This is a genomic window from Hydrogenophaga sp. OTU3427, from assembly GCF_038440225.1.
Classification (GTDB): Bacteria; Pseudomonadota; Gammaproteobacteria; order Burkholderiales; family Burkholderiaceae_C; genus Hydrogenophaga.
Genome location: NZ_JASATI010000001.1, coordinates 219,689 through 244,467, shown reverse-complemented (window position 1 = coordinate 244,467; position 24,779 = coordinate 219,689). Strand labels below are relative to the sequence as shown.

Annotated in this window: 17 protein-coding genes and 1 riboswitch; of the genes, 9 read left to right on the top strand and 8 right to left on the bottom strand. The window is 65.9% G+C overall.

The annotated features are described in order from the left end of the window. Nucleotides 1–190: 190 nt before the first annotated feature. Nucleotides 191–2,278, bottom strand: a complete 2,088-nt coding sequence (gene uvrB / locus AAHB17_RS01120) for an excinuclease ABC subunit UvrB (protein ID WP_342128570.1) — start codon at nt 2,276–2,278, stop codon at nt 191–193. A 176-nt stretch (nt 2,279–2,454) separates the two neighbouring features. On the opposite strand from uvrB, the gene AAHB17_RS01115 reads away from it, so the two are divergent. From AAHB17_RS01115 to rsxB, 5 genes are all read left to right on the top strand, one after another. After that, complete coding sequence (locus tag AAHB17_RS01115) at nt 2,455–3,141, top strand: class I SAM-dependent methyltransferase (RefSeq protein WP_342128569.1); 687 nt, start codon at nt 2,455–2,457, stop codon at nt 3,139–3,141. 83 nt (nt 3,142–3,224) lie between these two features. Next, nucleotides 3,225–3,653: a signal peptide prediction gene (locus AAHB17_RS01110; protein ID WP_342128568.1), complete on the top strand. Its 429-nt coding sequence runs from the start codon at nt 3,225–3,227 to the stop codon at nt 3,651–3,653. A gap of 70 nt (nt 3,654–3,723) precedes the next feature. Continuing rightward, nucleotides 3,724–4,920, top strand: a complete 1,197-nt coding sequence (locus AAHB17_RS01105; protein WP_342128567.1) for an amino acid aminotransferase — start codon at nt 3,724–3,726, stop codon at nt 4,918–4,920. Nucleotides 4,921–5,075: 155 nt separating this feature from the next. Then, complete coding sequence (locus tag AAHB17_RS01100; protein ID WP_342128566.1) at nt 5,076–6,551, top strand: polyhydroxyalkanoate depolymerase; 1,476 nt, start codon at nt 5,076–5,078, stop codon at nt 6,549–6,551. After that, entirely contained in the window at nt 6,548–7,216 is a 669-nt protein-coding gene (rsxB, locus tag AAHB17_RS01095; protein ID WP_342128565.1) for an electron transport complex subunit RsxB, read from the top strand. The genes AAHB17_RS01100 and rsxB overlap by 4 nt, the downstream gene beginning before the upstream one ends. Before the next feature lie 8 nt (nt 7,217–7,224). On the opposite strand, the gene AAHB17_RS01090 is transcribed toward rsxB, so the two are convergent. The 6 genes from AAHB17_RS01090 to scpA all read right to left on the bottom strand — a co-directional run bounded on the left by AAHB17_RS01090 (nt 7,225) and on the right by scpA (nt 17,328). Continuing rightward, entirely contained in the window at nt 7,225–9,555 is a 2,331-nt protein-coding gene (locus tag AAHB17_RS01090; protein ID WP_342128564.1) for a methyl-accepting chemotaxis protein, read from the bottom strand. A gap of 136 nt (nt 9,556–9,691) precedes the next feature. After that, nucleotides 9,692–10,249 carry a VOC family protein gene (locus tag AAHB17_RS01085; RefSeq protein ID WP_342128563.1) on the bottom strand — a complete coding sequence of 186 codons (558 nt, stop codon included), beginning with the start codon at nt 10,247–10,249 and terminating at the stop codon, nt 9,692–9,694. Next, complete coding sequence (gene accC, locus AAHB17_RS01080; RefSeq protein ID WP_342128562.1) at nt 10,249–12,297, bottom strand: acetyl-CoA carboxylase biotin carboxylase subunit; 2,049 nt, start codon at nt 12,295–12,297, stop codon at nt 10,249–10,251. The genes AAHB17_RS01085 and accC overlap by 1 nt, the downstream gene beginning before the upstream one ends. 326 nt (nt 12,298–12,623) lie before the next feature. Beyond that, nucleotides 12,624–14,156, bottom strand: coding sequence for an acyl-CoA carboxylase subunit beta (locus AAHB17_RS01075; protein WP_342128561.1), 1,533 nt, complete (start codon nt 14,154–14,156; stop codon nt 12,624–12,626). 20 nt (nt 14,157–14,176) lie between these two features. Then, the gene (gene meaB / locus AAHB17_RS01070) at nt 14,177–15,181 is read right to left on the bottom strand and encodes a methylmalonyl Co-A mutase-associated GTPase MeaB (RefSeq protein ID WP_342128559.1); all 1,005 of its coding nucleotides are present in this window, start codon (nt 15,179–15,181) and stop codon (nt 14,177–14,179) included. Further along, nucleotides 15,178–17,328, bottom strand: coding sequence for a methylmalonyl-CoA mutase (scpA, locus tag AAHB17_RS01065; RefSeq protein ID WP_342128558.1), 2,151 nt, complete (start codon nt 17,326–17,328; stop codon nt 15,178–15,180). Before scpA ends, meaB begins: the two co-directional genes overlap by 4 nt. Nucleotides 17,329–17,419: 91 nt before the next feature. Between scpA and AAHB17_RS01060 the strand changes: the two genes are divergently transcribed. Further along, the gene (locus AAHB17_RS01060; protein ID WP_342128557.1) at nt 17,420–18,079 is read left to right on the top strand and encodes a GntR family transcriptional regulator; all 660 of its coding nucleotides are present in this window, start codon (nt 17,420–17,422) and stop codon (nt 18,077–18,079) included. A 68-nt stretch (nt 18,080–18,147) separates the two neighbouring features. Then, nucleotides 18,148–19,035 (top strand): Dyp-type peroxidase, encoded by an 888-nt coding sequence (locus AAHB17_RS01055; RefSeq protein ID WP_342128556.1) that lies wholly within the window; start codon nt 18,148–18,150, stop codon nt 19,033–19,035. A gap of 9 nt (nt 19,036–19,044) precedes the next feature. Here AAHB17_RS01055 and dusA read toward each other — a convergent pair whose 3' ends face one another. Then, nucleotides 19,045–20,055 carry a tRNA dihydrouridine(20/20a) synthase DusA gene (gene dusA, locus AAHB17_RS01050; RefSeq protein ID WP_342128555.1) on the bottom strand — a complete coding sequence of 337 codons (1,011 nt, stop codon included), beginning with the start codon at nt 20,053–20,055 and terminating at the stop codon, nt 19,045–19,047. A 342-nt stretch (nt 20,056–20,397) separates the two neighbouring features. Beyond that, nucleotides 20,398–20,480, top strand: a riboswitch (cyclic di-GMP riboswitch). A gap of 76 nt (nt 20,481–20,556) precedes the next feature. On the opposite strand from dusA, the gene AAHB17_RS01045 reads away from it, so the two are divergent. Beyond that, nucleotides 20,557–22,839, top strand: a complete 2,283-nt coding sequence (locus AAHB17_RS01045; protein ID WP_342128554.1) for an Ig-like domain-containing protein — start codon at nt 20,557–20,559, stop codon at nt 22,837–22,839. Between the two features lie 184 nt (nt 22,840–23,023). Beyond that, entirely contained in the window at nt 23,024–24,775 is a 1,752-nt protein-coding gene (locus tag AAHB17_RS01040; protein ID WP_342128553.1) for a type I secretion system permease/ATPase, read from the top strand. Nucleotides 24,776–24,779: the final 4 nt, after the last annotated feature.

The window sequence follows — 24,779 nt, the reverse complement described above, 5'->3', positions numbered from 1 at the left end:
GCTTGATTCCGTTGACTCCCTGTGCGCACCCATGGCGCATCAAGGTCCTGTTCTCCATCCGCCCCGGCTTTTCACCTGTTTGCTGTTGCGCGGCGAGCGTCGACCGACAACATGTCAAAGCTTTTGTCTGACTATTTTAGTCGATTATAGCACAAGACCCAGTGTTTTACTCGGCATTGCGACTGATCGGTCACGAATCGGACGCCGGCGTCACATTGTCGTGCAGCACCGCACCGAAGGCAAGGCGCTTGAGCTGGGACAACTCGTCGCGCACGCGCGCCGCCTTCTCGAATTCGAGCTCGCGTGCGTGCTCCATCATCTGCTTCTCCAGCCGCTTGATTTCGCGCGCGATGTCCTTCTCGGACATGTCTTCCACCCGCGCCTGCTGTTGCGCCGCCTGCTCCAGCCGCTCGGCCTCCAGCCCCGCCTTCTCGCTGTAGACGCCATCGATCAGGTCCTTGATGCGCTTGACCACGCCACGCGGCGTGATGCCGTTGGCCTCGTTGAAGGCCACCTGCCGGGCACGGCGGCGCTCGGTTTCGCCGATGGCCTTGCGCATCGAGTCGGTGATGCGATCGGCGTAGAGGATGGCGTGTCCGTTGAGGTTGCGCGCCGCGCGGCCAATGGTCTGGATCAGGCTTCGCTCGGAACGCAGGAAACCCTCCTTGTCGGCGTCCAGGATGGCCACCAGCGAGACCTCGGGTATATCCAGACCCTCGCGCAGCAGGTTGATGCCCACCAGCACGTCGAAGGTGCCCAGGCGCAGGTCGCGCAGGATCTCGACCCGCTCGACCGTGTCCACGTCGCTGTGCAGGTAGCGCACCTTGACGCCGTTTTCCGTCAGGTAATCGGTCAGCTGCTCGGCCATGCGCTTGGTCAGCGTGGTGATCAGCACCCGTTCGTTCTTGTCGACGCGGACGCGGATTTCCTGCAGCACGTCGTCCACCTGGTGGATGGCGGGCCGCACCTCGACCAGCGGATCGACCAGGCCGGTGGGGCGCACCAGCTGCTCCACCACCTGGCCGGCGTGGTTCTTTTCGTAGTCGGCCGGCGTGGCGGAGACAAACACCACCTGGCGCATCTTGGTCTCGAACTCGTCGAACTTGAGCGGCCGGTTGTCCATTGCGCTGGGCAGGCGAAATCCGTACTCCACCAGGGTGGTCTTGCGCGCGCGATCGCCGTTGTACATGCCGCCGAACTGGCCGATCAGCACATGGCTCTCGTCCAGGAACATCAGCGCGTCGCGCGGCAGGTAGTCGGTCAGCGTGCTGGGCGGCTCGCCGGGCGCGGCACCGCTGAGGTGGCGGGTGTAGTTCTCGATGCCCTTGCAGTGGCCGACCTCGCTGAGCATCTCGAGGTCGAAGCGGGTGCGCTGCTCGAGCCGCTGCGCTTCCACCAGCTTGCCCATGCCCACCAGCTCCTGGAGGCGCTGGGCCAGCTCGGTCTTGATCGACTCCACCGCCATCAGCACCTGCTCGCGGGGTGTCACGTAGTGGCTGCTGGGGTAGACGGTGAAACGCGGGATCTTCTGCTTGACGCGCCCGGTCAGCGGGTCGAACAGCTGCAGCGTCTCGACCTCGTCGTCGAACAGCTCGATGCGGATGGCCAGCTCCGAGTGTTCGGCCGGGAAGACGTCGATGGTGTCGCCGCGCACGCGGAACTTGCCACGCGAGAAATCCTGCTCGTTGCGGGCGTACTGCATGCGCACCAGTTGCGCGATCACGTCGCGCTGGCCGACCTTGTCGCCCACCCGCAGCGTCATCACCATCTGGTGGTAGCTCTCGGGTTTGCCGATGCCGTAGATGGCCGACACCGTGGCCACGATCACCACGTCGCGCCGCTCCAGCAAGCTCTTGGTGCAGCTCAGGCGCATCTGCTCGATGTGCTCGTTGATGGCGCTGTCCTTCTCGATGAACAGGTCGCGCTGCGGCACATAGGCCTCGGGCTGGTAATAGTCGTAGTAGCTGACGAAGTACTCGACCGCGTTTTTGGGAAAGAACTCGCGGAATTCGCTGTAGAGCTGGGCCGCCAGCGTCTTGTTGGGCGCGAACACGATGGCAGGGCGCCCCAAGCGGGCGATCACGTTGGCCATGGTGAAGGTCTTGCCCGAGCCCGTCACGCCCAGCAGGGTCTGGAACACCTCGCCATCGTTGATGCCCTCGACCAGCTGGCGGATCGCCTCCGGCTGATCGCCCGCCGGGGGATAGGGCATGAACAATTCAAACGGCGAGCCCTCGAAACGCTCGAACACGCCCACGGCCTCTGACAACTCTGACATTCGGTTCCTCAACTTTCACAACGCCTCCAACGGATGGGCACGGCCCGCCCGTCGACCGGCACGTTCGTGGCAAGATCGGCGCCGCTGGCGTCAATGGTATCTGCCAACCCCAAGCGCTCGGACCGCTCAGAACAGGCGCGTCCGTTCGTCCTTTCTCACCCAATGAACCCATCGGTATGTTCTGGAAGAAGCGCCCCACCCTCGCCGTACCGGAAAAATTCAACCGGAACTCATCCAAGGTGGCATCACTGATGACCCCGGAGCAAAGCGGCCAGTTTCTCCTGCAGCTCATGCAGCTGCGCCTCGGGCTGCGTGACTACACGGAACAAGCCGTGCTCGACTTCGGTTGCGGCGTGCGCTTCTCGCAGGCCATCCTGAACCTGAAACTGCCTTTCGGGCAGTACGTGGGCGTCGACTGCTTCAGCGACATGATCGAGTTCCTTCGCGCCCACGTGAAAGACCCCCGGTTCTCCTACCATCTGCTCGACGTCCGGCACCCACTCTACAACCCCGATGGCGGCACCCTACTGGATGCCCAAACGGTCCTTCCGCTGCCGCAGAAGCATTTCGACATCGCCGCCATGTTCTCGGTCCTGACCCACCAGCACCCGGACGACGCCAAGCATATCCTGGCCCTGTTGCGGCGGTACGTGAAACCGACCGGTCGCCTTTTCCTCACCTGTTTCCTGGACGAGGGCATCGCGTCGTTCGAGGACAGAAGCCCGCGGCGCAACGGCGGCATGTGTTTCTACCACCCCGCCTTCCTGACGCAACTCCTCGCCGATTCAGGGTGGCGACCCAGCGCCCGGTACGCTGCCGACGCACCGCTGATTGGCGATTCCTTCGTCTGCCAGGCAGGCTGAGCGTCACCGTGCCCGCCACCGAACAGCATCTGGGTCGGCGAACGGCCAGACAACGGCTCCCTGCATTGTCACGCGGCCTGCGCATGGTCTGGGCATCGCCGTGCTCGGCCCTGGGCCTGCTGCTGGGCGTGGCGGTGCTCGGCCTGGGTGGCCGGGTCCACCGCCTCGGCCACACCCTGGAGTTCTGCGTCCATCCAGGCGCGCTGCCCGCCCGCTCGCGCCTGGGCGCCCTGCCCTTTGTGGCGGTGACCCTGGGCCAGGTCATCGTGGGCATCAGCGGCGACAGCCTGGCGGCGCTGCGGACGCACGAACATGTCCACGTGGCGCAGTTCGAGGCCTGGGGGCCCCTGTTTCTGCTGGCCTACCCCGCCGCCAGCCTCTGGGCCTGGCTGCAAGGCCGGGGCGCCTACCGCGGCAACCGTTTCGAGCAGCAGGCCTTCCAGGCCACGGCCTCCGCACGGCCGGCCCCGTCCATCCACCCAACCGCCAGGGGTGGGCCGGCGGCGCCGTAAAATCGCAGGCTGGCCGTTTCACCAGCGGTCAGCAAGCGCCCCCTTGTCCACCCCCCAACTCAAGATCACCATGTCTTTGTTCTCTGCCGTCGAAATGGCCCCCCGCGACCCCATCCTGGGTCTGAACGAGCAATTTGCTGCCGACACCAACCCCAACAAGGTCAACCTGGGCGTGGGTGTGTACTTCGACGACAACGGCAAGCTGCCGCTGCTGCAGTGTGTGCAGGCCGCCGAGAAGGCCATGATGGACAAGCCGGCCGCCCGTGGCTACCTGCCCATCGACGGCATTGCCGCCTACGACGCCGCGGTCAAGGGCCTGGTGTTCGGGGCCGACAGCGAACCGGTCAAGAGCGGCCGCGTGGCCACGGTGCAGGCCATCGGTGGCACCGGCGGCCTGAAGATCGGTGCCGACTTCCTCAAGAAGGTCAGCCCCAACGCCCAAGTGCTGATCTCCGACCCGAGTTGGGAAAACCACCGCGCCCTGTTCACCAACGCCGGCTTCGAGGTCGGCAGCTATGCCTATTACGACGCCGACAAGCGCGGCGTCAACTTCGACGGCATGCTGGCCAGCCTCAACGCAGCCGCCCCCGGCACCATCGTGGTGCTGCACGCCTGCTGCCACAACCCGACCGGCTACGACATCACGGCCGCCCAATGGGACCAGGTGATCGCCACCGTCAAGGCCCGTGGCCTGACCCCTTTCCTGGACATGGCCTACCAGGGCTTTGGCCATGGCATCGCCGAAGACGGCGCCGTGATCCAGAAGTTCGTCGCCGCTGGCCTGGACTTCTTCGTCTCGACCTCCTTCTCCAAGAGCTTCAGCCTGTACGGCGAGCGCGTGGGCGCCTTGTCGGTGCTGTGCGCGGACAAGGCCGAGGCCGACCGCGTGCTGTCGCAGCTCAAGATCGCCATCCGCACCAACTACAGCAACCCGCCCATCCACGGCGGCGCCGTCGTGGCAGCGGTGCTCAACAACCCCGAGCTGCGCGCGCAGTGGGAACAGGAACTGGCCGAAATGCGCGTGCGCATCAAGGCCATGCGCCAGACCTTGGTCGACGGTCTGAAGGCCGCGGGCGTGAAGCAGGACATGTCCTTCATCACCAGCCAGATCGGCATGTTCAGCTACTCCGGCCTGAGCAAGGAGCAAATGGTGCGCCTGCGCAATGAGTTCGGTGTCTACGGCACCGACACCGGCCGCATGTGTGTGGCCGCGCTCAACAGCAAGAACATCGACTACGTCTGCAAGGCCATCGCCCAGGTGGCCTGAGTCACCCAGGAGACAGCATCCAACGCCACCTCTGGGTGGCGTTGTCGCTGGTGGGCAGCGAGAATGTCAAACATGGCAAATCGGCGTGTTGGGTGAAGCAGACGTCAGACAAGCCTGTTATATTGCACTGCAGCATTTTTACCCGGAGATCCCTCATGCTCTACCAGATGTACGAAACCCACCGCTCGCTGATGGAGCCGTTTTCGGACCTGGCCCAAACGGCCTCCAAGCTCTACAACAACCCGTTGTCGCCGCTGGGGCAGATGCCGATGGCGCAGCGCATCTCGGCCGGCTTCGACCTCATGCACCGCCTGGGCAAGGACTACGAAAAGCCGGAATTCGGCCTGCGCACGGTGGACGTGGACGGGGTGGACGTGGCGGTCCACGAGCGCATCGAGATCAACAAGCCGTTCTGCGAGCTGCGCCGCTTCAAACGCTTCTCCGACGACCTGCCCACGCTGGACAAGCTCAAGGGCCAGCCGGTGGTGCTGGTGGTGGCACCGCTGTCGGGCCACTACGCCACGCTGCTGCGCGACACCGTCAAGACCATGTTGAAGGACCACAAGGTCTACATCACCGACTGGAAAAACGCCCGCCTGGTACCGCTGTCCGAGGGTGAGTTCCACCTCGACGACTACGTGAACTACGTGCAGGAATTCATCCGCCACATCCAGAAGACCTACGGCAACTGCCACGTGATGAGCGTGTGCCAGCCCACCGTGCCGGTGCTGGCGGCGGTGTCGCTGATGGCCTCGCGCGGCGAGACCACTCCGCTGTCCATGACCATGATGGGCGGCCCCATCGATGCGCGCAAGTCGCCCACGGCCGTCAACAACCTGGCCACCCAGCGCAGCCACGCCTGGTTCGAGCACAACGTGATCTACCGCGTGCCAAGCAACTTCCCGGGTGCGGGCCGCCGCGTCTACCCCGGCTTTCTGCAGCACACCGGCTTCGTGGCCATGAACCCGGACCGACACGCGTCCAGCCACTACGACTACTTCAAGGACCTGATCAAGGGCGACAACGAGAGCGCCGAGGCCCACCGGCAGTTCTACGACGAGTACAACGCCGTGCTCGACATGGACGCCGACTACTACCTGGAAACCATCGAGACCGTGTTCCAGGAATTCAAGCTCGTCAACGGCACCTGGGACGTGAAGAACCCGCAGGGCAAGCTCGAGCGCGTGCGCCCGGAGGACATCACCCACACCGGGCTGCTGACCGTCGAGGGCGAGCTGGACGACATCTCGGGCTCGGGACAGACCGCCGCGGCCCATGACCTGTGCACCGGCATCGCCAAGACGCACCAGATGCACCTGGAAGCCAAGGGTGCCGGCCACTACGGCATCTTCAGCGGCCGCCGCTGGCGCGAAACGGTGTACCCGGTGGTGAAAACCTTCATCCGGGCCCACCAGCCCGCGCCCGTCGTCGAAGCGAAGCCGGTCCCCGCGCCGGTGGTGGTTGCGGTTGCCGCGCCTGCCGCCCCCGTGGTGGCCAAGGTCGCAGCCCCCACCGTGACCAAGGCCGCAGCAGTGGCCGCCACCAAGCCGGCCGTCGCCAAAAACGCACCCAAAGCGCCCACCAAGAAGGCCGTTGCGCCCACGCGCAAGAAGGCCGCCAGCGGCAAGTGAACTCGGTGGACACCGGGGAGCTGGCGGCGCGCCTGAACGACGCGTTGCCCCAGACGCAGTGCACCCGCTGCGGCTACCCCGACTGCGCGGCCTACGCCCAGGCCATGGCCAGCGGCGAGGCCGGCATCAACCAGTGCCCGCCCGGCGGTGCCGAAGGCATCGCCCGCCTGGCCGCGCTCACCGGCCGTGCGCCACTGCCGCTGAGCGCCAGCCACGGTACCGAAGGCCCCCTGCGCCTGGCCGTGATCGACGAGGCCTGGTGCATCGGCTGCACCTTGTGCATCAAGGCCTGCCCGACCGATGCCATCGTCGGCGCCAACAAGCGCATGCACACGGTGATCGAGCCCTGGTGCACCGGTTGCGAGCTGTGTATTCCGGTCTGCCCGGTCGACTGCATCGAGCTGGTCGACGCCAGCCCCGGCGCCACGGGCTGGGCCGCGTGGTCACCCACGCAGGCACAACAGGCACGCGAACGCTATGTTGCCCACCAGGCGCGCGTGGCGCGCACCCAGGCCGAGCAGCGCGAGCACAAGCAACAGGAAGCCCAGGCCAAACTGGCCGATCTGGCCGGCCATTCCCGCATCACCGATCCCGAGGTGCTGGACCGCAAGAAGTCCCTGATCGAGGCCGCGCTGGCCAAGGCCCGCGCCCGCCAGGGCGGCTGAGCGCCCGCTCAGGCCAGCGTCTTGTAGACGCCGCAGCCAATGTAGAGGTCGTCCACCTTCATCACATAGGACATCTTGGGCTGCACCCGACCGCTGGTGGGGTTGACGATGTCGTACTCCACCCAACCCGGGCCCAACTCGGCCTGCTCGACGATGGCCGCGATCAGCGCGTTGCCGTCGATCCCTGCCACGTCCTGCACCCTGGTGCCCACCTTGGACGGGTTGCCGCCAAAGGCCACATAGGTGCCGTCGTCGGTCAATGCAAACACGTACATGTCGCGCTCGAAGAACTTGCTGGCCGGATCGGTCAGGCTGCGCAGGTACTGATCGCGCGAGCCGGCACCCCGCCGGTGGGCATGGGCACGCTCGACCAGGGCCAGCGCCTCCGCGGCCACGCCCTGCTGCAGCTTGAAGCTGTTGATGGCGGAGGACAGGGACACCGCGCGTGTCTCCAGGCTCTCGGATTGGCGCACCGCCACCTCCACCATCTGGGCGTTGCGCTGGGTGATGTCGTCCAACTGCTTCACCGCGGTGGATATTTCCTGCACGCTGGTGTTCTGCTCGGCACTGGCCACCGAGATATTGGAGATGTTGGTCGACACGCCACGCGTGCCGTCCAGGATCTGGGCCATGCCTTGCCCCGCCGCGCGGATCTGGCCCACGCTGGTCTCCACCTGTGCCGACGAGGTCTGGATCAGGTTGCGGATCTCGCGCGCGCTCTCGCCCGAGCGCTGCGCCAGCGAACGCACCTCGCTGGCCACCACCGCGAAGCCCCGCCCCGCCTCGCCCGCCCGCGCCGCTTCCACGGCGGCGTTGAGCGCCAGAATGTTGGTCTGGAAAGCCAGGCCATCGATGACGCCGATGATTTCGTTCATGCGGTGGGCGCTGCGCTGGATGGCCTCGACCGAACCGACCGCCGCCGTCATGACCTGAGCACCCGATTCGGCGATGCCCCGCAACTTGCCCGCCTGCCCGTCCACCTCCAGCGCGGTGCTGGCGTTTTTCTGCACCGTCGACGCCAGCTCCTGCAGGCTGGCCGAGGTCTGCTCCAGGTTGGCGGCCTGCTGCTCGGTGCGCTCCGACAACTGGCGGTTGCCGGTCACCAGCTGCTGGCCCGCATGGGCCACCAGCGCCGCGTCGCTGCCCACCGCGGCCACCATGGAGGACACGTTGGAGATCATCTTCTGCAGCAGCACCGCCAACTCGCCGATCTCGTCCTTGGCCCGCACGTGGGCCGTCACCCGCAGGTTGCCCGAAGCCAGCTCGTTCATGGCGTAAGCCAAGCGGCGCAGGTCGATCATGAGACTGCGGTAGACGCTGAGCAGGCCGTACAGCAGGACCGCCAAACCGGCCAACAGGACCACGATCAGTGTCAGCCGCTCGGTCGACAGGCTGTGTTCGCGCGCCCGCAACTGCGCTTCGAGCCGCTTGGCCATCCCGGCCTGCACCTGGAGCAGTTGCTCGATGGCCTGGGTGCCGGCCGCGAAATAAGCCGGCGCATTGCCGCCGGGCGCGCCATCGGCAAAACGCTCGGCGGCGGTCTGTCCGAAACGCTGTGCGGTGTCCATGGCCTCGTCGCTCTTGAGCTCGTTCAGCCCGGCTTTCGCCAGCAGCGCCAAGGCATGTTTCTGGTCGGCCAGCATGTCGTTCAGCTGCTGGACCCGCAGGCGCATGGCCGCCGCCCCCCCCGCATCGGGCTGCGCCTGGGCCAGCAGCCCGGCGCCGGCGCCCCGCATCTGCCCCAGCAGCTCCGTCAGGGGGATGGTGCGCACGACCACGTTGTCCATGAGCAGAAAGGTCTGGGGCACGGCGTCGAACAAGAGCTGCGACGCCTCGGCCGTGGCATAGACGAAACGCCGCAGGTCGGCCACGAGGGCACTGTGCATCGCGAAGCTGGCGGGCGCGGTCGCCGCGCGACTCTCGGTGGGCAGGCGTTGCAGGCGCTCCTGCAGGGGCCGCCACGGGGCGGCGACATCAAAAGAACGGTTGCCCGCGATGCGCGTGTTCAGCGCCGCGACGGCACGCGCCAGTTGCTCGCCGGTCTGGGTCAGTTCGGGCAGCACCGCCTGCCCGCCCGACAGGAACACGTTGGTCTGTCCACGGTGCTTTTGCACCAGGGTGAGCACCTCCATCGCTGGCGACACCGTCACCACCCCTTCGATCTCGGCACGGGTGGCATCGATGGCCTTCTGCTGGCGCACCAGCAGCAGCACGGCGGCCACGAGGACCGGCAGCAACACCACCACCGCCATGCCACCCAGCTTCACCGGGAAACGTGCCTTGCGCGCCAGCCCGATGCCCGGCCGCCAGAAGCCCAGTGATTCGTGTAGGGTGTCCAAGGTGTCTCCGCGGTGCAGAAGGGCCAGAGCAAAAGCCCGGCAACACCATCGTCACCGGGCCCCTGTTTGACATTTCAGCAAACTATAGCGTGCAACTTCGGCCAAAAACCGAAAGTTACGCGTCCTGACGCCGGACTTACCGCAGCGCGGCAAAGGCCCGCACGACCTCGGGCGGCGCCTGCACCAGCTCGACCAGCACGCCCTCGCCAGCGATGGGGAATTCGTCGCTGGCCTTGGGGTGCAGGAAGGTGATGTCAAAGCCCGCCGCGCCCTTGCGTATGCCGCCGGGGGCAAAACGAACACCCTGCGCGCTGAGCCATTCGACAGCCTTGGGCAGGTCGTCGATCCACAGGCCGATGTGGTTGAGCGGCGTGGTGTGCACCGCGGGCTTCTTGTCGGGGTCCAGCGGCTGCATCAGGTCGACCTCGACCTTGAACGGGCCGCTGCCGATGGCGCAGATGTCCTCGTCCACGTTCTCGCGCTCGCTCTTGAAAGTGCCCGTCACCTCCAGGCCCAGCATGTCGACCCAGAGCTTCTGCAGCCGTGCTTTGTCGGGACCACCGATGGCGATCTGCTGGATGCCCAGCACCTTGAAGGGACGCGAGGCAACGCGATCCGGCGCCGGGCCGCCCCAAGCCGGATCAGCCTCCTCGGGGGGCAGCGACCCGCGCAGCGGTGAAGCGTGGGGGCTCATCACGCAAACTCCACGATGGCCTGGTCCACCACCAGCGAGTCGCCCTTGGCGGCCAGCACCTTGCCCACCACGCCGTCGGCGGCGGCAAACAACACGTTTTCCATCTTCATGGCCTCGATCACGGCCACACGTTCACCGGCCTGCACCTTCTGGCCCGGCTGGACGGCCACTTCCACCAGCAGGCCGGGCATGGGCGAGAGCACGTACTTGCTCATGTCGGGCGGCGCCTTGAAGGGCATCAGCTCATGCAGCTGGGCCATGCGCGGGGACACCACCATGGTCTCCAGCTTGGTGCCGTTGTGCTGCACCACCAGGGCCAGCGGGTTGCGCGCCGTGCCACGCTCGATCTGGGCCACGAAGGGGCTGCCGTTGCACACGCCTTCGATGCGCACATCGTTCAGGCGCGAGTTGCAGGTGATCTTGTAGCGCTTGTCGTTGACGGTGACCGAGGCGTAGCCGGTCTCGCCCACGAACTCGTCCACGTGCACCGGCGCGTAGGCGTGTTCGCCGGTGGCCGACAGCGACACCACCACGTAGTCCTTGCCCACCTTGACGCCATAGCCCGGCAGCTGGCCGGACAGGCCGCTGGCGCGCTCGCGCGATTTGCGGCGCACGAAGGCGGCGATGGCACGCAGGAAATCGGTGTCGTCGTGGGGCACGTCCTCGGCGCGAAAGCCGTGGGCGTAGTGTTCGGCGATGAAGCCGGTGTTGAACTCGCCGGTGGTGAACTTGGGATGCGCCAGCAGCGCCGCCTGGAAGGGGATGTTGCTGTTGATGCCACGGATGACAAAGCCGTTGAGCGCCTCGCGCATCTTGGCGATGGCGTCATTGCGGTCGGTGCCGTGCACGATGAGCTTGGCGATCATCGAGTCGTAGTACATCGGGATCTCGCCGCCATCGTACACGCCGGTGTCCACCCGCACACCGTAGCGGTGGGCAGTGTCGGCCTGGAACATGGTCTCATGCGGCGGGTTGAAACGCACCAGGCGGCCGGTGGACGGCAGAAAGTTGCGGAACGGGTCTTCGGCGTTGATGCGGCACTCGATGGCCCAACCCTCGCGCTTGACCTGATCCTGCGTCAGCGGCAGCGGCTCGCCAGCGGCCACGCGGATCATGAGCTCCACCAGGTCCAGGCCGGTGATGCACTCGGTCACCGGGTGCTCCACCTGCAGACGGGTGTTCATTTCCAGGAAGTAGAAGTCCTGGTTCTTGCCCACCACAAATTCGACCGTTCCAGCGCTCTGGTACTTGACCGCCTTGGCCAGTTGCACCGCCTGCTCGCCCATGGCCTTGCGGGTGGCCTCGCTGATGAAGGGCGACGGCGCCTCCTCGATCACCTTCTGGTGGCGGCGCTGGATGGAGCACTCGCGTTCATTCAGGTAGATCACGTTGCCGTGGCTGTCGCCCAGCACCTGGATCTCGATGTGGCGCGGCTGCTCGACAAACTTCTCGATGAAGATGCGGTCGTCGCCAAAGCTGTTGCGCGCCTCGTTGCGGCAGCTGGTGAAGCCTTCCAGCGCCTCCTTGTCGTTGAAGGCCACGCGCAGGCCCTTGCCGCCGCCGCCGGCGCTGGCCTTGATCATGACGGGATAGCCGATGTCGCGGGCGATCTCCACCGCGCGTTCGGCCGATTCGATGGCGTCATTCCAGCCCGGGATGGTGTTGACCTTGGCTTCCAGGGCCAGCTTCTTGGAGGCGATCTTGTCGCCCATGGCGGCGATGGAGAAGTGGCGCGGGCCGATGAAAGCGATGCCTTCGTCTTCGCAGCGTTTGGCAAAGGCCTCGTTCTCGCTCAGGAAGCCGTAGCCGGGGTGGATGGCCTGGGCGCCGGTCTGTTTGGCGGCAGCGATGATGCGATCGGCCACCAGGTAACTTTCGCGGCTGGGCGCGGCACCGATGTGCACGGCCTCGTCGGCCAGCTTGACATGGCGCGCGTCCTTGTCGGCCTCGGAATACACCGCCACCGTGGCGATGCCCATTTTTTTGGCTGTGGCCATCACGCGGCAGGCGATTTCGCCACGGTTGGCGATCAGGATTTTGGTGAACATTTCAGTCTCCTAAATGGGAGGAAGTGTGTTGGTGGTTCGGAGATGTGCTGCTGTGCCCGCCATGGGCACGCGGTGCCTGCCTCCGCTCATGTCCCCCGCCGACCTGCGGTCGGCTCCTCCTTGACTTCGCTGCGACAGGCACCCCGCACCCATGGCTGCGAAGGGGATTTGGCGGAACGCCGCACCCGACAGACCCACCGGGATCGGGCCGCCTGGGCGTTTTGCGCAGGTAAAGGAGGAGCGCGAAGCGCGGGGGACACGGAGCAAAACGCCCAGGTGGTCCGATCCAGCGAAAGAGACGTTCACAGCGCGCACCACAACTCAACTTAAAGCGGAATGTTCCCGTGCTTGCGCCACGGGTTCTCCAGCTTCTTGTCCTTGAGCATCACCAGCGAACGACAGATACGCTTGCGGGTTTCGTGCGGCAAGATGACGTCGTCGATGAAACCGCGCGCGCCGGCCACAAAGGGGTTGGCGAAACGGGCCTTGTACTCGGCTTCGCGCTCGGCCAGCTTGGCCGGGTCCTTCTTGTCCTCGCGGAAGATGATCTCCACCGCGCCCTTGGCGCCCATCACCGCAATCTCGGCGTTCGGCCAGGCCAGGTTCACGTCACCGCGCAGGTGCTTGGAGGCCATCACGTCGTAGGCGCCGCCGTAGGCCTTGCGCGTGATGACGGTGATCTTGGGCACGGTGCACTCGGCGTAGGCGTAGAGCAGCTTGGCGCCGTGCTTGATGATGCCGCCGTACTCCTGCGAGGTGCCGGGCATGAAGCCGGGCACGTCCACAAAGGTCACCACCGGGATGTTGAAGGCGTCGCAGAAGCGCACGAAGCGCGCGGCCTTGATGGAGCTCTTGATGTCCAGGCAGCCGGCCAGCACCAGCGGCTGGTTGGCCACGATGCCCACCGTCTGGCCGTCCATGCGGGCAAAGCCGATCAGGATGTTCTTGGCGTAATCGGGCTGCAGCTCGAAGAAGTCGCCGTCGTCCACCACCTTGACGATCAGCTCCTTCATGTCGTAGGGCTTGTTGGGGTTGTCGGGCACCAGCGTGTCCAGGCTCAGCTCCATGCGGTCCAGCGGGTCGCCGCTCGGGCGCGCCGGCGCCTTCTCGCGGTTGTTGAGCGGCAGGTAGTTGTAGAGACGGCGCAGCATCAGCAGCGCCTCCACATCGTTTTCGAAGGCCAGATCGGCCACGCCGCTCTTGGTGGTGTGGGTGACGGCGCCGCCCAGCTCTTCGGCGGTCACTTCCTCGTGGGTCACGGTCTTGACCACCTCGGGCCCGGTCACGAACATGTAGCTTGAGTCCTTGACCATGAAGATGAAGTCGGTCATGGCGGGCGAATACACCGCGCCGCCGGCCGAGGGGCCCATGATCATGCTGATCTGCGGCACCACGCCGCTGGCCATCACGTTGCGCTGGAACACGTCCGCGTAACCACCCAGCGAAGCCACCCCTTCCTGGATGCGCGCGCCGCCCGAATCGTTGAGGCCGATCACCGGCGCGCCAACCTTCATGGCCTGGTCCATGACCTTGCAGATCTTCTCGGCATGGGCCTCGGAGAGCGCACCGCCGAAGACCGTGAAGTCCTGGCTGAACACGAACACCAGACGGCCGTTGATCATGCCGTAGCCGGTCACCACGCCGTCGCCGGGGATCTTCTGATCCTGCATGCCGAAGTCGGTGCAGCGGTGCTCGACGAACATGTCCCACTCTTCGAAGGTGCCTTCGTCGAGCAGCACTTCCAGCCGCTCGCGGGCGGTCAGCTTGCCCTTGGCGTGTTGGGCGGCGATGCGTTTTTCGCCGCCGCCGAGCCGCGCGGCCGCGCGCTTGGCTTCGAGTTGTTCCAGGATTTCATGCATGGTCGGTCTCTCCAGAAAATTCAGTCGTACAGGTCGAGCAGCTGGCGCGCGGCGGTGGAGGCCGGCAGCGTGCCGGCCAGCACCTCGGCGGTGGCGGCCTCCAGCCGTGCGCGCACCTTCTCGTGGGCGCGAAATCGTTGCTTCAGGCCAGCGTCGATGCGTTCCCACATCCAGGCCTTGGCCTGCTGCTGGCGGCGCGCGGTGAAACGGCCATTGGCGGTTTGCAGATCGCGGTATTGACACACCGCCGACCAGAAGCCGTCAACCCCCCGGCCCAGCAGCGCGCTGATCTGCAGCACATGCGGGTGCCACAGGGTTTCGTCATGGTGGGCGTGTTCGGGGTGGCCGTGCTGGCCCAGCAGGCGCAGGCTGGACATGATCTGCGCCTCGGCGCGGGTGGCGGCATCGGGGTCGATGTCGGCCTTGTTGATGAGCACGAGGTCGGCCAGCTCCATCACGCCCTTCTTGATCGCCTGCAGGTCGTCGCCCGCGTTGGGCAGCTGCAGCAGACAGAACATGTCGGTCATGCCACTCACCGCCGTCTCGCTCTGGCCCACGCCCACGGTCTCGACGATCACCACGTCGTAACCGGCGGCTTCGCAGACCAGCATGGCCTCGCGCGTTTTTTCGGCCACACCGCCCAGCGTGCCGCTGCTGGGGCTGGGGCGGATGTAGGCGCGCTCATGCACGCTCAGGTGTTCCATGCGCGTCTTGTCGCCCAGGATGGAGCCGCCCGACACCGTGCTGGACGGGTCGATGGTCAGCACCGCCACGCGGTGGCCCAGCCCGATGAGGTACAGGCCCAGCGCCTCGATGAAGGTGCTCTTGCCCACACCCGGCACGCCGCTGATCCCCAACCGGAAGGCGCGGCCGGTGTGGGGAAGCAGGTCGGTGAGCAGGGCGTCGGCCTGCAGGCGGTGGTCCGCCCGGGTCGATTCGAGCAGCGTGATGGCCTTGGCCATGGCACGCCGCTGTTGGGCAGGTTGCCCCCGCACCACGCCGTCAAAAACCGCCTCAGGGGTCACCCGATGGCCTTCTTGATCTGCTCCAGCACGTCCTTGGCGCTGGCGGGAATGGGGGTGCCAGGACCGTAGATGCCCTTGACGCCGGCCTCATACAACATGTCGTAGTCCTGGCGCGGGATCACGCCACCGACGAAGACGATGATGTCGTCGGCGCCCTGCTTCTTCAACTCGGCAATGATGGCCGGGACCAAGGTCTTGTGGCCGGCGGCAAGCGTCGACACGCCCACCGCATGCACGTCGTTCTCGATCGCCTGGCGAGCGCACTCCTCGGGCGTCTGGAACAGCGGGCCCATGTCGACATCGAAACCGAGGTCGGCGAAGGCCGTGGCCACCACCTTGGCACCACGGTCGTGGCCGTCCTGGCCCAGCTTGCTGATCATCACGCGCGGGCGGCGGCCCTGGGCGGTGGCGAATTCGTTGATCTCGGCCTTGAGCTGCTCCCAGCCCTCGGCGCTGTCGTAGGCGGCTGCGTACACCCCGGTCACCTTTTGTGTGTCGGCGCGGTGGCGCCCAAAAACCTTTTCCAGCGCATCGCTCACCTCGCCCACGGTGGCGCGCAGCCGGATGGCCTGGATGGCCAGGTCCAGCAGGTTGCCCGTACCGGCTTCGGCGGCGGCGGTCAGGGCGGCCAACGCCGCGTTCACCTTGACGGTGTCCCGTGTCGCCTTGATCTTCTGCAGGCGTTCGATCTGGCCGTCGCGCACCTTGACGTTGTCGATGTCGAGGATCTCGATCGGATCCTCCTTCTTCAGCTTGTACTTGTTGACGCCAACGATCACGTCCTTGCCGGAGTCGATTCGGGCCTGCTTCTCGGCCGCGCTGGCCTCAATCTTGAGTTTGGCCCAGCCGCTGTCCACGGCCTTGGTCATGCCGCCCATCTTCTCGACTTCTTCGATGATGGACCAGGCCTTCTCAGCCATGTCGTTGGTGAGGGTCTCCATCATGTAGCTGCCGGCCCAGGGATCGACCACGCTGGTGATGTGGGTCTCTTCCTGGATGATGAGCTGGGTGTTGCGCGCGATGCGGGCGCTGAATTCGGTGGGCAGGGCGATGGCTTCGTCGAAGCTGTTGGTGTGCAGCGACTGCGTGCCGCCAAACACCGCTGCCATGGCCTCGATGGTGGTGCGCACCACGTTGTTGTAGGGGTCCTGCTCCGTCAGCGACCAGCCCGAGGTCTGACAGTGCGTGCGCAGCATCAGGCTCTTGGGGTTCTGGGCGTTGAAGCCCTTCATGATGCGCGTCCACAGCAGGCGGCCGGCGCGCATCTTGGCGATCTCCAGGTAGAAGTTCATGCCGATGGCCCAGAAGAAGCTCAGCCGGCCGGCGAACTCGTCCACGTCCATGCCCTTGGCGATGGCGGTCTTCACGTACTCCTTGCCGTCGGCCAGGGTGAAGGCCAGCTCCAGCGCCTGGTTGGCACCGGCTTCCTGCATGTGGTAGCCCGAGATCGAGATCGAGTTGAACTTGGGCATGTGCTGCGCCGTGTACTCGATGATGTCGCCGATGATGCGCATGCTCGGCTCGGGCGGGTAGATGTAGGTGTTGCGCACCATGAACTCTTTGAGGATGTCGTTCTGGATCGTTCCAGACAACTGGTCCTGCGCCACGCCCTGCTCCTCGGCCGCCACCACGTAGCCCGCCAGCACCGGCAGCACGGCGCCGTTCATGGTCATGGACACGCTGACCTTGTCCAGCGGGATGCTGTCGAACAGGATCTTCATGTCCTCCACGCTGTCGATGGCCACACCGGCCTTGCCAACGTCGCCGGTCACGCGCGGGTGGTCGCTGTCGTAGCCGCGGTGCGTGGCCAGGTCGAAGGCCACCGACACGCCCTGCCCGCCGGCGGCCAGCGCCTTGCGGTAGAAGGCGTTGGATTCCTCGGCAGTGGAAAAGCCGGCGTACTGGCGGATGGTCCATGGGCGCACCGCGTACATGGTGGCCTGCGGGCCGCGAAGAAAAGGCTCGAAACCCGGCAGGGTGTTCGTCAGCGGCAGCTGGGCCGTGTCTTCCGCGGTGTAGAGCGGCTTGACGGTGATGCCTTCGGGCGTGATCCAGTTGAGACTGGACAGTGGCTTGTCCTTGAGCGACTTGGCGGCGGCTTTTTCCCAATCAGACAGGCTGGCAGGCTTGAATTCGTACGTGCTCATGGCAATGACTCAGGGTTTCCAGGGGTGCGGCGATTCTACATGATTCATAATTATTGATGCAAAATTAAGTAGAGGTTAGAATACGCACCGCATGCCAGACGCCCGCTCCGACGCCACCATCATCCCCCGCGCCCTTTACGAAGAGGTGGCGGAACGCCTGCGCCAGCGCATCTTCAGCCGGGAGCTGGAGCCGGGCAGCTGGATCGACGAACTCAAGATCGCCGACGAGCTGGGCATCAGCCGCACCCCGCTGCGCGAAGCCCTCAAGGTGCTGGCCGCCGAAGGCCTGATCACCATGAAGGTGCGGCGTGGCGCCTACGTGACCGAGGTCAGCGACAAGGACCTGAGCGACGTCTACCACCTGCTGTCGCTGCTCGAGTCCGACGCGGTGGCGGTGGTGGCACAGCGTGCCAGCGAGGAACAGCTGCAGCAGTTGCAGGCCCTGCACGCGGAACTGGAAGCCGCGGCGCGCGACCCCGAACGCCAGCGCGCCCGCTTCTTCGAACTCAACGAGCGGTTCCACATGGCCGTGCTGGACATCGCCGACAACCGCTGGCGCGACCAGATGGTGAGCGACCTGCGCAAGGTCATGAAGCTCAACCGCCACAACTCGCTGTTCAAGACCGGGCGCCTTCAGGAGTCGCTGCAGGAGCACAGCGCCCTGATGAAGGCCCTGCTGGCCCGCAACCCCGAACTGGCCGCGCAGCGCATGCGCGAGCACTTTCGCAACGGACTGGAAGCGGCGATCTGACGATCGCTGCTGCGGGGATCGCGCCCTGTCGCCTGCTACATTGCGGCGACACGTTCTGGAGTTGTTTCGTGACGCACGCCTTGCCCCAACCCGGCATCCTCGCGCCCCTGCCACCGCAGGCCCGCTACATCAGCTTTCTGTTGCGCGAAGGCGCCGATCCCCGCGAGGCCTTGCGCGCGCTGGCCGCACAGGCCACCGGCGAAGGCCTGGTGGTGGGCCTGGGGGCCGACCTGGTGGCCCGCTTGGGTGCCAGCGTCGAGGGCCTTCGCCAGTTCAACGGCATGCCTGGCGCCAAGGTGCGCCTGCCCGCCACGCCGGCCGCCTTGTGGCTGTGGCTGCGCGGCGACGACCGGGGTGAGCTGCTGCACCGCAGCCGCAAGCTCACGGCACTGCTCGCCCCGGCCTTCGATCCACAGCGCATCACCGACACCTTCCTGCACGCCGGTGGCAAGGACCTCAGCGGCTACGAAGACGGCACCGAAAATCCCACCGGCGACGATGCGCTGGCGGCGGCCGTCGTGGCACCGGATGCCGGTGTGCTGGCCGGTTCCAGCTTTGCGGCCGTGCAGCGCTGGCGCCACAACCTGCCCGAGTTCGATGCCATGACGCGCGAACAGCAGGACCACGGCGTGGGCCGCGAACGCGACAGCAACGAAGAACTGGACGATGCGCCAGCATCAGCCCACGTCAAGCGCACGGCACAGGAAAACTTCGAGCCCGAGGCCTTTGTGCTGCGCCGCTCCATGCCCTGGGTCGAGGGCAACGAGGGCGGCCTGGTGTTCGTGGCCTTCGGCCACAGTTTCGACGCCTTCGAGGCCCAGTTGCGCCGCATGTCGGGAGCCGAGGACGGCATCACCGACGCCCTGTTCCGTTTCACCACACCGGACACCGGCGCCTACTTCTGGTGCCCTGGGGTGCGTGGCGGGCAGCTGGACCTGCGGCCGGTCGGGCTCTGACGCACGCGCTCAGGCGGCCAGGGTCTCGTGGTCGGGCCGGGTGTTCGCCCGCTGCCACACGGCGCGCGGCGGCTCCGGCTTCAGGTGGTGGTCGCTCCACACCTGGCGCCAGCGCCGGGCGCCCTTGAGGCCGTTGCGCAGGCCCAGCATGTGGCTGGCCACCGAGTACCAGCCAACGCCGTCCTCGCCGTGGGCGCGCTCCATGTAGGCCACCATGGCCTCCTCCACGGCCTCGCGGGTCAGCTCGCGCGGTGTGTCGCCGTAGAACTCGGCATCCCAGTCCACCATCAGCCAGGGGTGGTGGTAGGCCTCGCGGCCGATCATCACGCCGTCCACGTGCCGCAGGTGTTCGGCGATTTCGGCGTTGGTCTTGATGCCGCCGTTGATGGAGAAGGTCAGGTGCGGGAACTCGCGCTTGAGGCGGTAGACGATGTCGTAGCGCAGCGGCGGTATCTCGCGGTTCTCTTTCGGCGAGAGTCCCTTGAGCCAGGCGTTGCGGGCATGCACGATGAAGACCTTGCAACCGGCCTCGGCCACCGTGCCCACGAAGTCGGCGGCGAAGTCGTAGCTTTCGATCTTGTCGATGCCGATGCGGTGCTTGACCGTCACCGGGATGTCGACCACGTCGACCATGGCCTTCACGCAGTCGGCCACCAGCGGAGCCTCGTTCATCAGGCAGGCGCCAAAAGCGCCGCGCAGCACACGTTCGCTCGGGCAACCGCAGTTGAGGTTGATCTCGTCGTAGCCGCGCTGTTCACCCAGCACGGCGCAGCGCGCCAGATCGGCCGGCTCGCTGCCGCCAAGCTGCAGCGCCACCAGGTGCTCTTCCTCGTTGAAGCGCAGGTGCTGGGCGGCGTTGCCGTGGATCAGCGCCCCCGTGGTCAACATCTCGGTGTAGAGCAGGGTGTGGCGCGTGAGTTGGCGGTGCAGGTAGCGGCAATGCCGGTCGGTCCAGCCCATCATCGGGGCGACGGACAGGCGCCAGGGGCTGTGCCCGGGGGAGGATGGCTTGTCGTTCACGTTGTCGGTCACTTCCGGCGGCTTGCCCAGGGGCGGGTGCCCACAAGCCGTCCGGCACTGTAGCGCAAGCCGCTCAGGGAATGGACAGGCGCTACCGGAAGACCCCCCGGACCGACAGGCACTGTTGGGTGTTACAAAAATTATCTTCGCGGTCTTGGGCGGGATCTGGGTAGCAACTTTCGTTCAAACGCGCTCTTGCGCACGCTTGATACGTCAAACACCCATTTACAGCATTTTCAAGCGGCTGCTTAAGCAAGCCCCCCGAATGAAATGTTTACTTTTGTAAACGACAGGCCTAAAACACCGGCTGGCCATCGCGCGCCCGCCGAGGCCAACGTCTGTTAATGCCCAAGCTACCCCTGCCGCGAGGCAGGTCCGGAAAACGACGGGTCTCCCGGAAACGCGGAGACGGCCGAGTTGCCATGACGCCTGAAGGAGGGTGGGGCCTGACTGAACAACAACAGCCGGTGCTCGGCCCATTGATCTTTTCTGGAGATAAAAATGGCTGACGAATGCACACGAAGTATCACCTTCAACATACCCGATCCCAAGGGCGGCCCGTCCGTACAGGTCACGGCCGTGGAGGTGGATGGCGACATCCACTTCACGGTCCAGGTGCTGACTGCGCCGTCGGGCGCCATCGGCGACCTGCGCGCCTTGTTCTTTGACTTCAAGGACGGCACCCTGCTGGCGGGCCTGGGCGCCACCGGCCCCAAGGTGACGGACTTCGACACCGTCAACGTGATCGACCTGGGCAATGGCGCCACCATGTCCGGTGCCGCCGCGCCCTTCGACGTGGGCGTGGAGTTCGGCAACTCCGGCCTCAAGAAGGACGACATCCAGCTCACCACCTTCGTCCTGAGCCACCCCACCGAAACCCTGACACTGGACGACATCGCCCACGTGGAGTTTGGCGCCCGCATGACCAGCATCGGCAAACTCGGCGGCCACCGGACGGACTCCTCCAAGCTGGTGACCGTCGCGCCGGCCGCGCCCGACGCGGTGGACGACAGCTACAACATTTTTGAAGACGGACAGGACGGCCTGGACGATCCCTCCACCGTGCCGGCCGGCACCGTGTTTCAGGTGCTGGACAACGACACCGATGCCGACGGCGATACGTTGATCATCACCGAGGTGCATGACGTGTTGCACGGCACGGTCAGCATCGTGGACGGCGACGACGCCGACCTGCTGGTGGGCGACGCCGTGCTGTACACCCCCGACGAAGACTACGCGGGCGAGGACACCTTCACCTACTGCGTGACGGACAACCACGGCGGCACCGACTTCGCCGAGGTCACGGTGAACATCACCGCGGTGGCCGACGTGCCCAACCTGAGCTACGAAATCCTGGCCGGCGCCACGGTCAACGAAGTGATCGTGCGGGTGACGACCTCGCAGACCGACGCCGACAGCTCGGAGTTCATGGACCGGATCGTGTTGTCGGGCATCCCCGGTGATGTCACGCTGGACCAGAGCGCCACCTACAACCCGGTGGACGAGCCCGACCAACTCGTTCGAGACTTCAAGCTCACGCTGCCGGCCAACACGGACGTGAACTTCAACCTCGGCATCACCGCCGTGGCCAAGGAAACCTCCAACGGCGACGAGCAGACGGCGACCACCAGCGTGGCCATCGTGCAGGAGTACAACAACAACGAGCTCGACACCACCTTCGAGGCCAACGACCAGAGCATCTGGGACAGCGGTGAGGCGTACACGTTCAGCGATGAGCGCTTCTTTGGCGTCGACACCGATTGGAGCGCCTCGGCCGGCAGTTTTGCCTACGGGTCATCCACAGGCGAGCTGAAAGCGGGCTTCGAGTCCGACCTCGACTTCAACGGCGGCAGCATCGATGCCGAACTGCCCTACGACATCGACGTGGGCACCCAGTACAACAAGACCACGGACGTTCTGAAAATCAGTTCCAGCGCGTCCATCCTGCCGGGGGCGCTCTTCAACACCGAGGGACCTGAAGGCAGCTACGTGCTGGATTTCATTTTCCATTTCTACGCCACCCTCAAGGCGGGGCTTGATTTTGGCGAGTTGGGCACCTGGAACATCATCGACACCGCTTTTGGGCCGTGGGATGCCAATGAGAACATCATCGACATCGACAGCGACGACCTGGTGATCGAGATCGATCTGCCCGCCGGCTTCTCCCTGACCTTCGAATGGCCGGACGTGGATGTCAGCGCGCTGACCGGGGTGGCCACCACCACCATCACCGGCGATGACGCCAGCAACAGCTTCCTGGATCTGGGCCTGGACGTGGATGAGTTGGTGTTCACCATACTGGGCATCCCCAACCCCTTCGACATTGGTTTCGACATCGGTGTGGCCTGGGGCAGCATCGAACTGGCCGATCTGGACCTGTCGGCGGCGATGAATTTCCTGCAGAGTTTCACGCTGACCGCCAACAGCCTGCCAGGCATCATCACCTACGAGGACGGATCGACCGCGGCCTTCACCTTTGGCAGCGACATCGTGCTGACCAACGCGTCGAGCTACGACGTCGACAACGACAACCTGGTCGAGTTCGAACTGTCGCTGGACCCCAATGCGAGCCTGAACAACGACACCGACCTCGGTTTCAACTTCAGCTACGTGTTCGACGTCCTGAAGATGACCGGCGGCTACGACGTGGTGTTTGACTCCGGCGCCATCAACGTCGGCCCCGCCTACTCGATCAGCGACACGATTCCGCTGGGCACCGTGGGCGTGTACGACAACACCTTCGCCCTGAACTTCGAGTCCGAAACGGTGAACTTCAGCGCCTGATACCGCCTGTGTGATCCACCCACTCGGCCCATCCCATCCTGGCAGCAGGTGTGGGATGGGCCTTTTTTCCACCGGCGTGCGCGAGGGCCGGTCGGCCACCGATGTCCCACTTGAAACACACGGGTCGCCTGCTACCATGGCCCACCACAGGCACAGGCACAGGCTCCATGCACCACGCTGAAACATGACCCGTCCAGACCCGTCGTCCGAATGGCAACAGGCCCTGCAGACGGTGCAGCCCGCCCTGCGCCGCGCGGCGGCGTTCAGTCTGGTCGCCGGCCTGCTGGTGCTGGCACCGACCCTCTACATGTTCGAGGTCTACGACCGCGTCCTCAACAGCCGCAACCACCAGACCCTGCTCATGCTCACGCTGCTGGTGCTGGGTGCCACCGCGCTGATGGAGGTGCTCGAATGGACACGCAGCGCGACGCTGCGGTCTTGCGGCACGGCGCTGGAGCGCCGGCTGGCCCCTTCGGTGTTCCGTGCCATCTACCGCCATGCGCTGCTGACCTCGGGCAGCGCCCGCCCGCAGCCCTTGCAGGATCTGCGCACGGTGTGCGACTTCCTGGGCAACCCGGCCGTCGGCGCGCTGATGGAACTGCCCGTGGCCTTGGTGTTCGTGGCCGTGCTGGCCTGGATACACCCGGTGCTGGCCTGGGCCGCCCTGTTCGGCGCCTGTGTGCAGGTGCTGCTGACCTGGCTCAACCAGCGTGGCACCCAGTCGCCCATACGCGAGGCCAACCTCAAGGCCATGGCCGCGCAGCACCAGGTCGAGCAGTCCATGTCCAACGCCGAAGTGGTGCAGGCCATGGGCATGCTGCAGAACGTGCGGCGGCGCTGGCACGACCTGCAGCAGCAATCCCTGTCGCTGCAGGCCCGTGGGTCCGACCATGGCGGCTGGTTCCAGGCGGCGGCCCGCTTCGTGCAGTCCACCGTGGCCTCCATGCTGCTGGGCCTGGGCGCCTGGCTCCTGCTGCGCGACGGGCTGCCCGGTGGGCCGGGCATGGTGCTGGTCGGCTCGGTGGTGGGCGGGCGCATGCTGGCGCCGCTGGTGCTGATGATCACCCAATGGCGCGCGGTGGTGACGGCCCTCGACGCGCGGACCCGGCTGCTGCAGTTGCTGGACAGCTTGCCCAACGACGACAAACCCATGCCGCTGCCGGCACCACGAGGCGCGCTGACGGTGGAGCAACTCGCCGCCGCGGCACCGGGCACCAGCACCCCCATTCTCAAAGGCCTGAACTTTCGCCTGCAGCCCGGCGAGGTGCTGGGGGTGATCGGGCCGTCCGCCGCCGGCAAGACCACGCTGGCGCGCCTGCTGACCGGGCTGTGGCCGGCCACGGCGGGCAAGGTGCGCCTGGACGGCGTGGACATGCACGGCTGGAACAAGGACGAATTGGGGCCCCATGTGGGCTACCTGCCCCAAGGCGTGGCCTTGCTGGAGGGCACGGTGGCCGAGAACATCGGCCGCTTCGGCCTCACCGATCTGGCGCGGGTGGAGGCCGCCGCACGCCACGTGGGCCTGCACGATTTCATCGTGTCGCTGCCGCAGGGCTACGACACACCCGTCGGTCCCGACGGCGCTGTCTTGTCCGGTGGCCAGCGCCAGCGCATTGGCCTGGCCCGTGCCGTGTATGGCCGCCCGGTGCTGGTGGTGCTCGACGAACCCAACGCCAGCCTGGACGAGGCCGGCGACATCGCGCTGGCACAGACCATCCGGCAGCTCAGCGCCCAGGGCACCACCTTCGTGGTGATCACCCAACGCACCAACGTGCTGGTGGTGGTGCACAAGCTGCTGGTGTTGCGCGAGGGCATGCAGCACGCCTTTGGCCCGCGTGACGAAGTCCTGCCCCAGCTCGCCAACGCCACACAGGCGGTCCGCCTGGCGAAAACGGCACCCACGCAGGGCGCCGTCCCGCTGGCCGCACAGGGCTGACCGG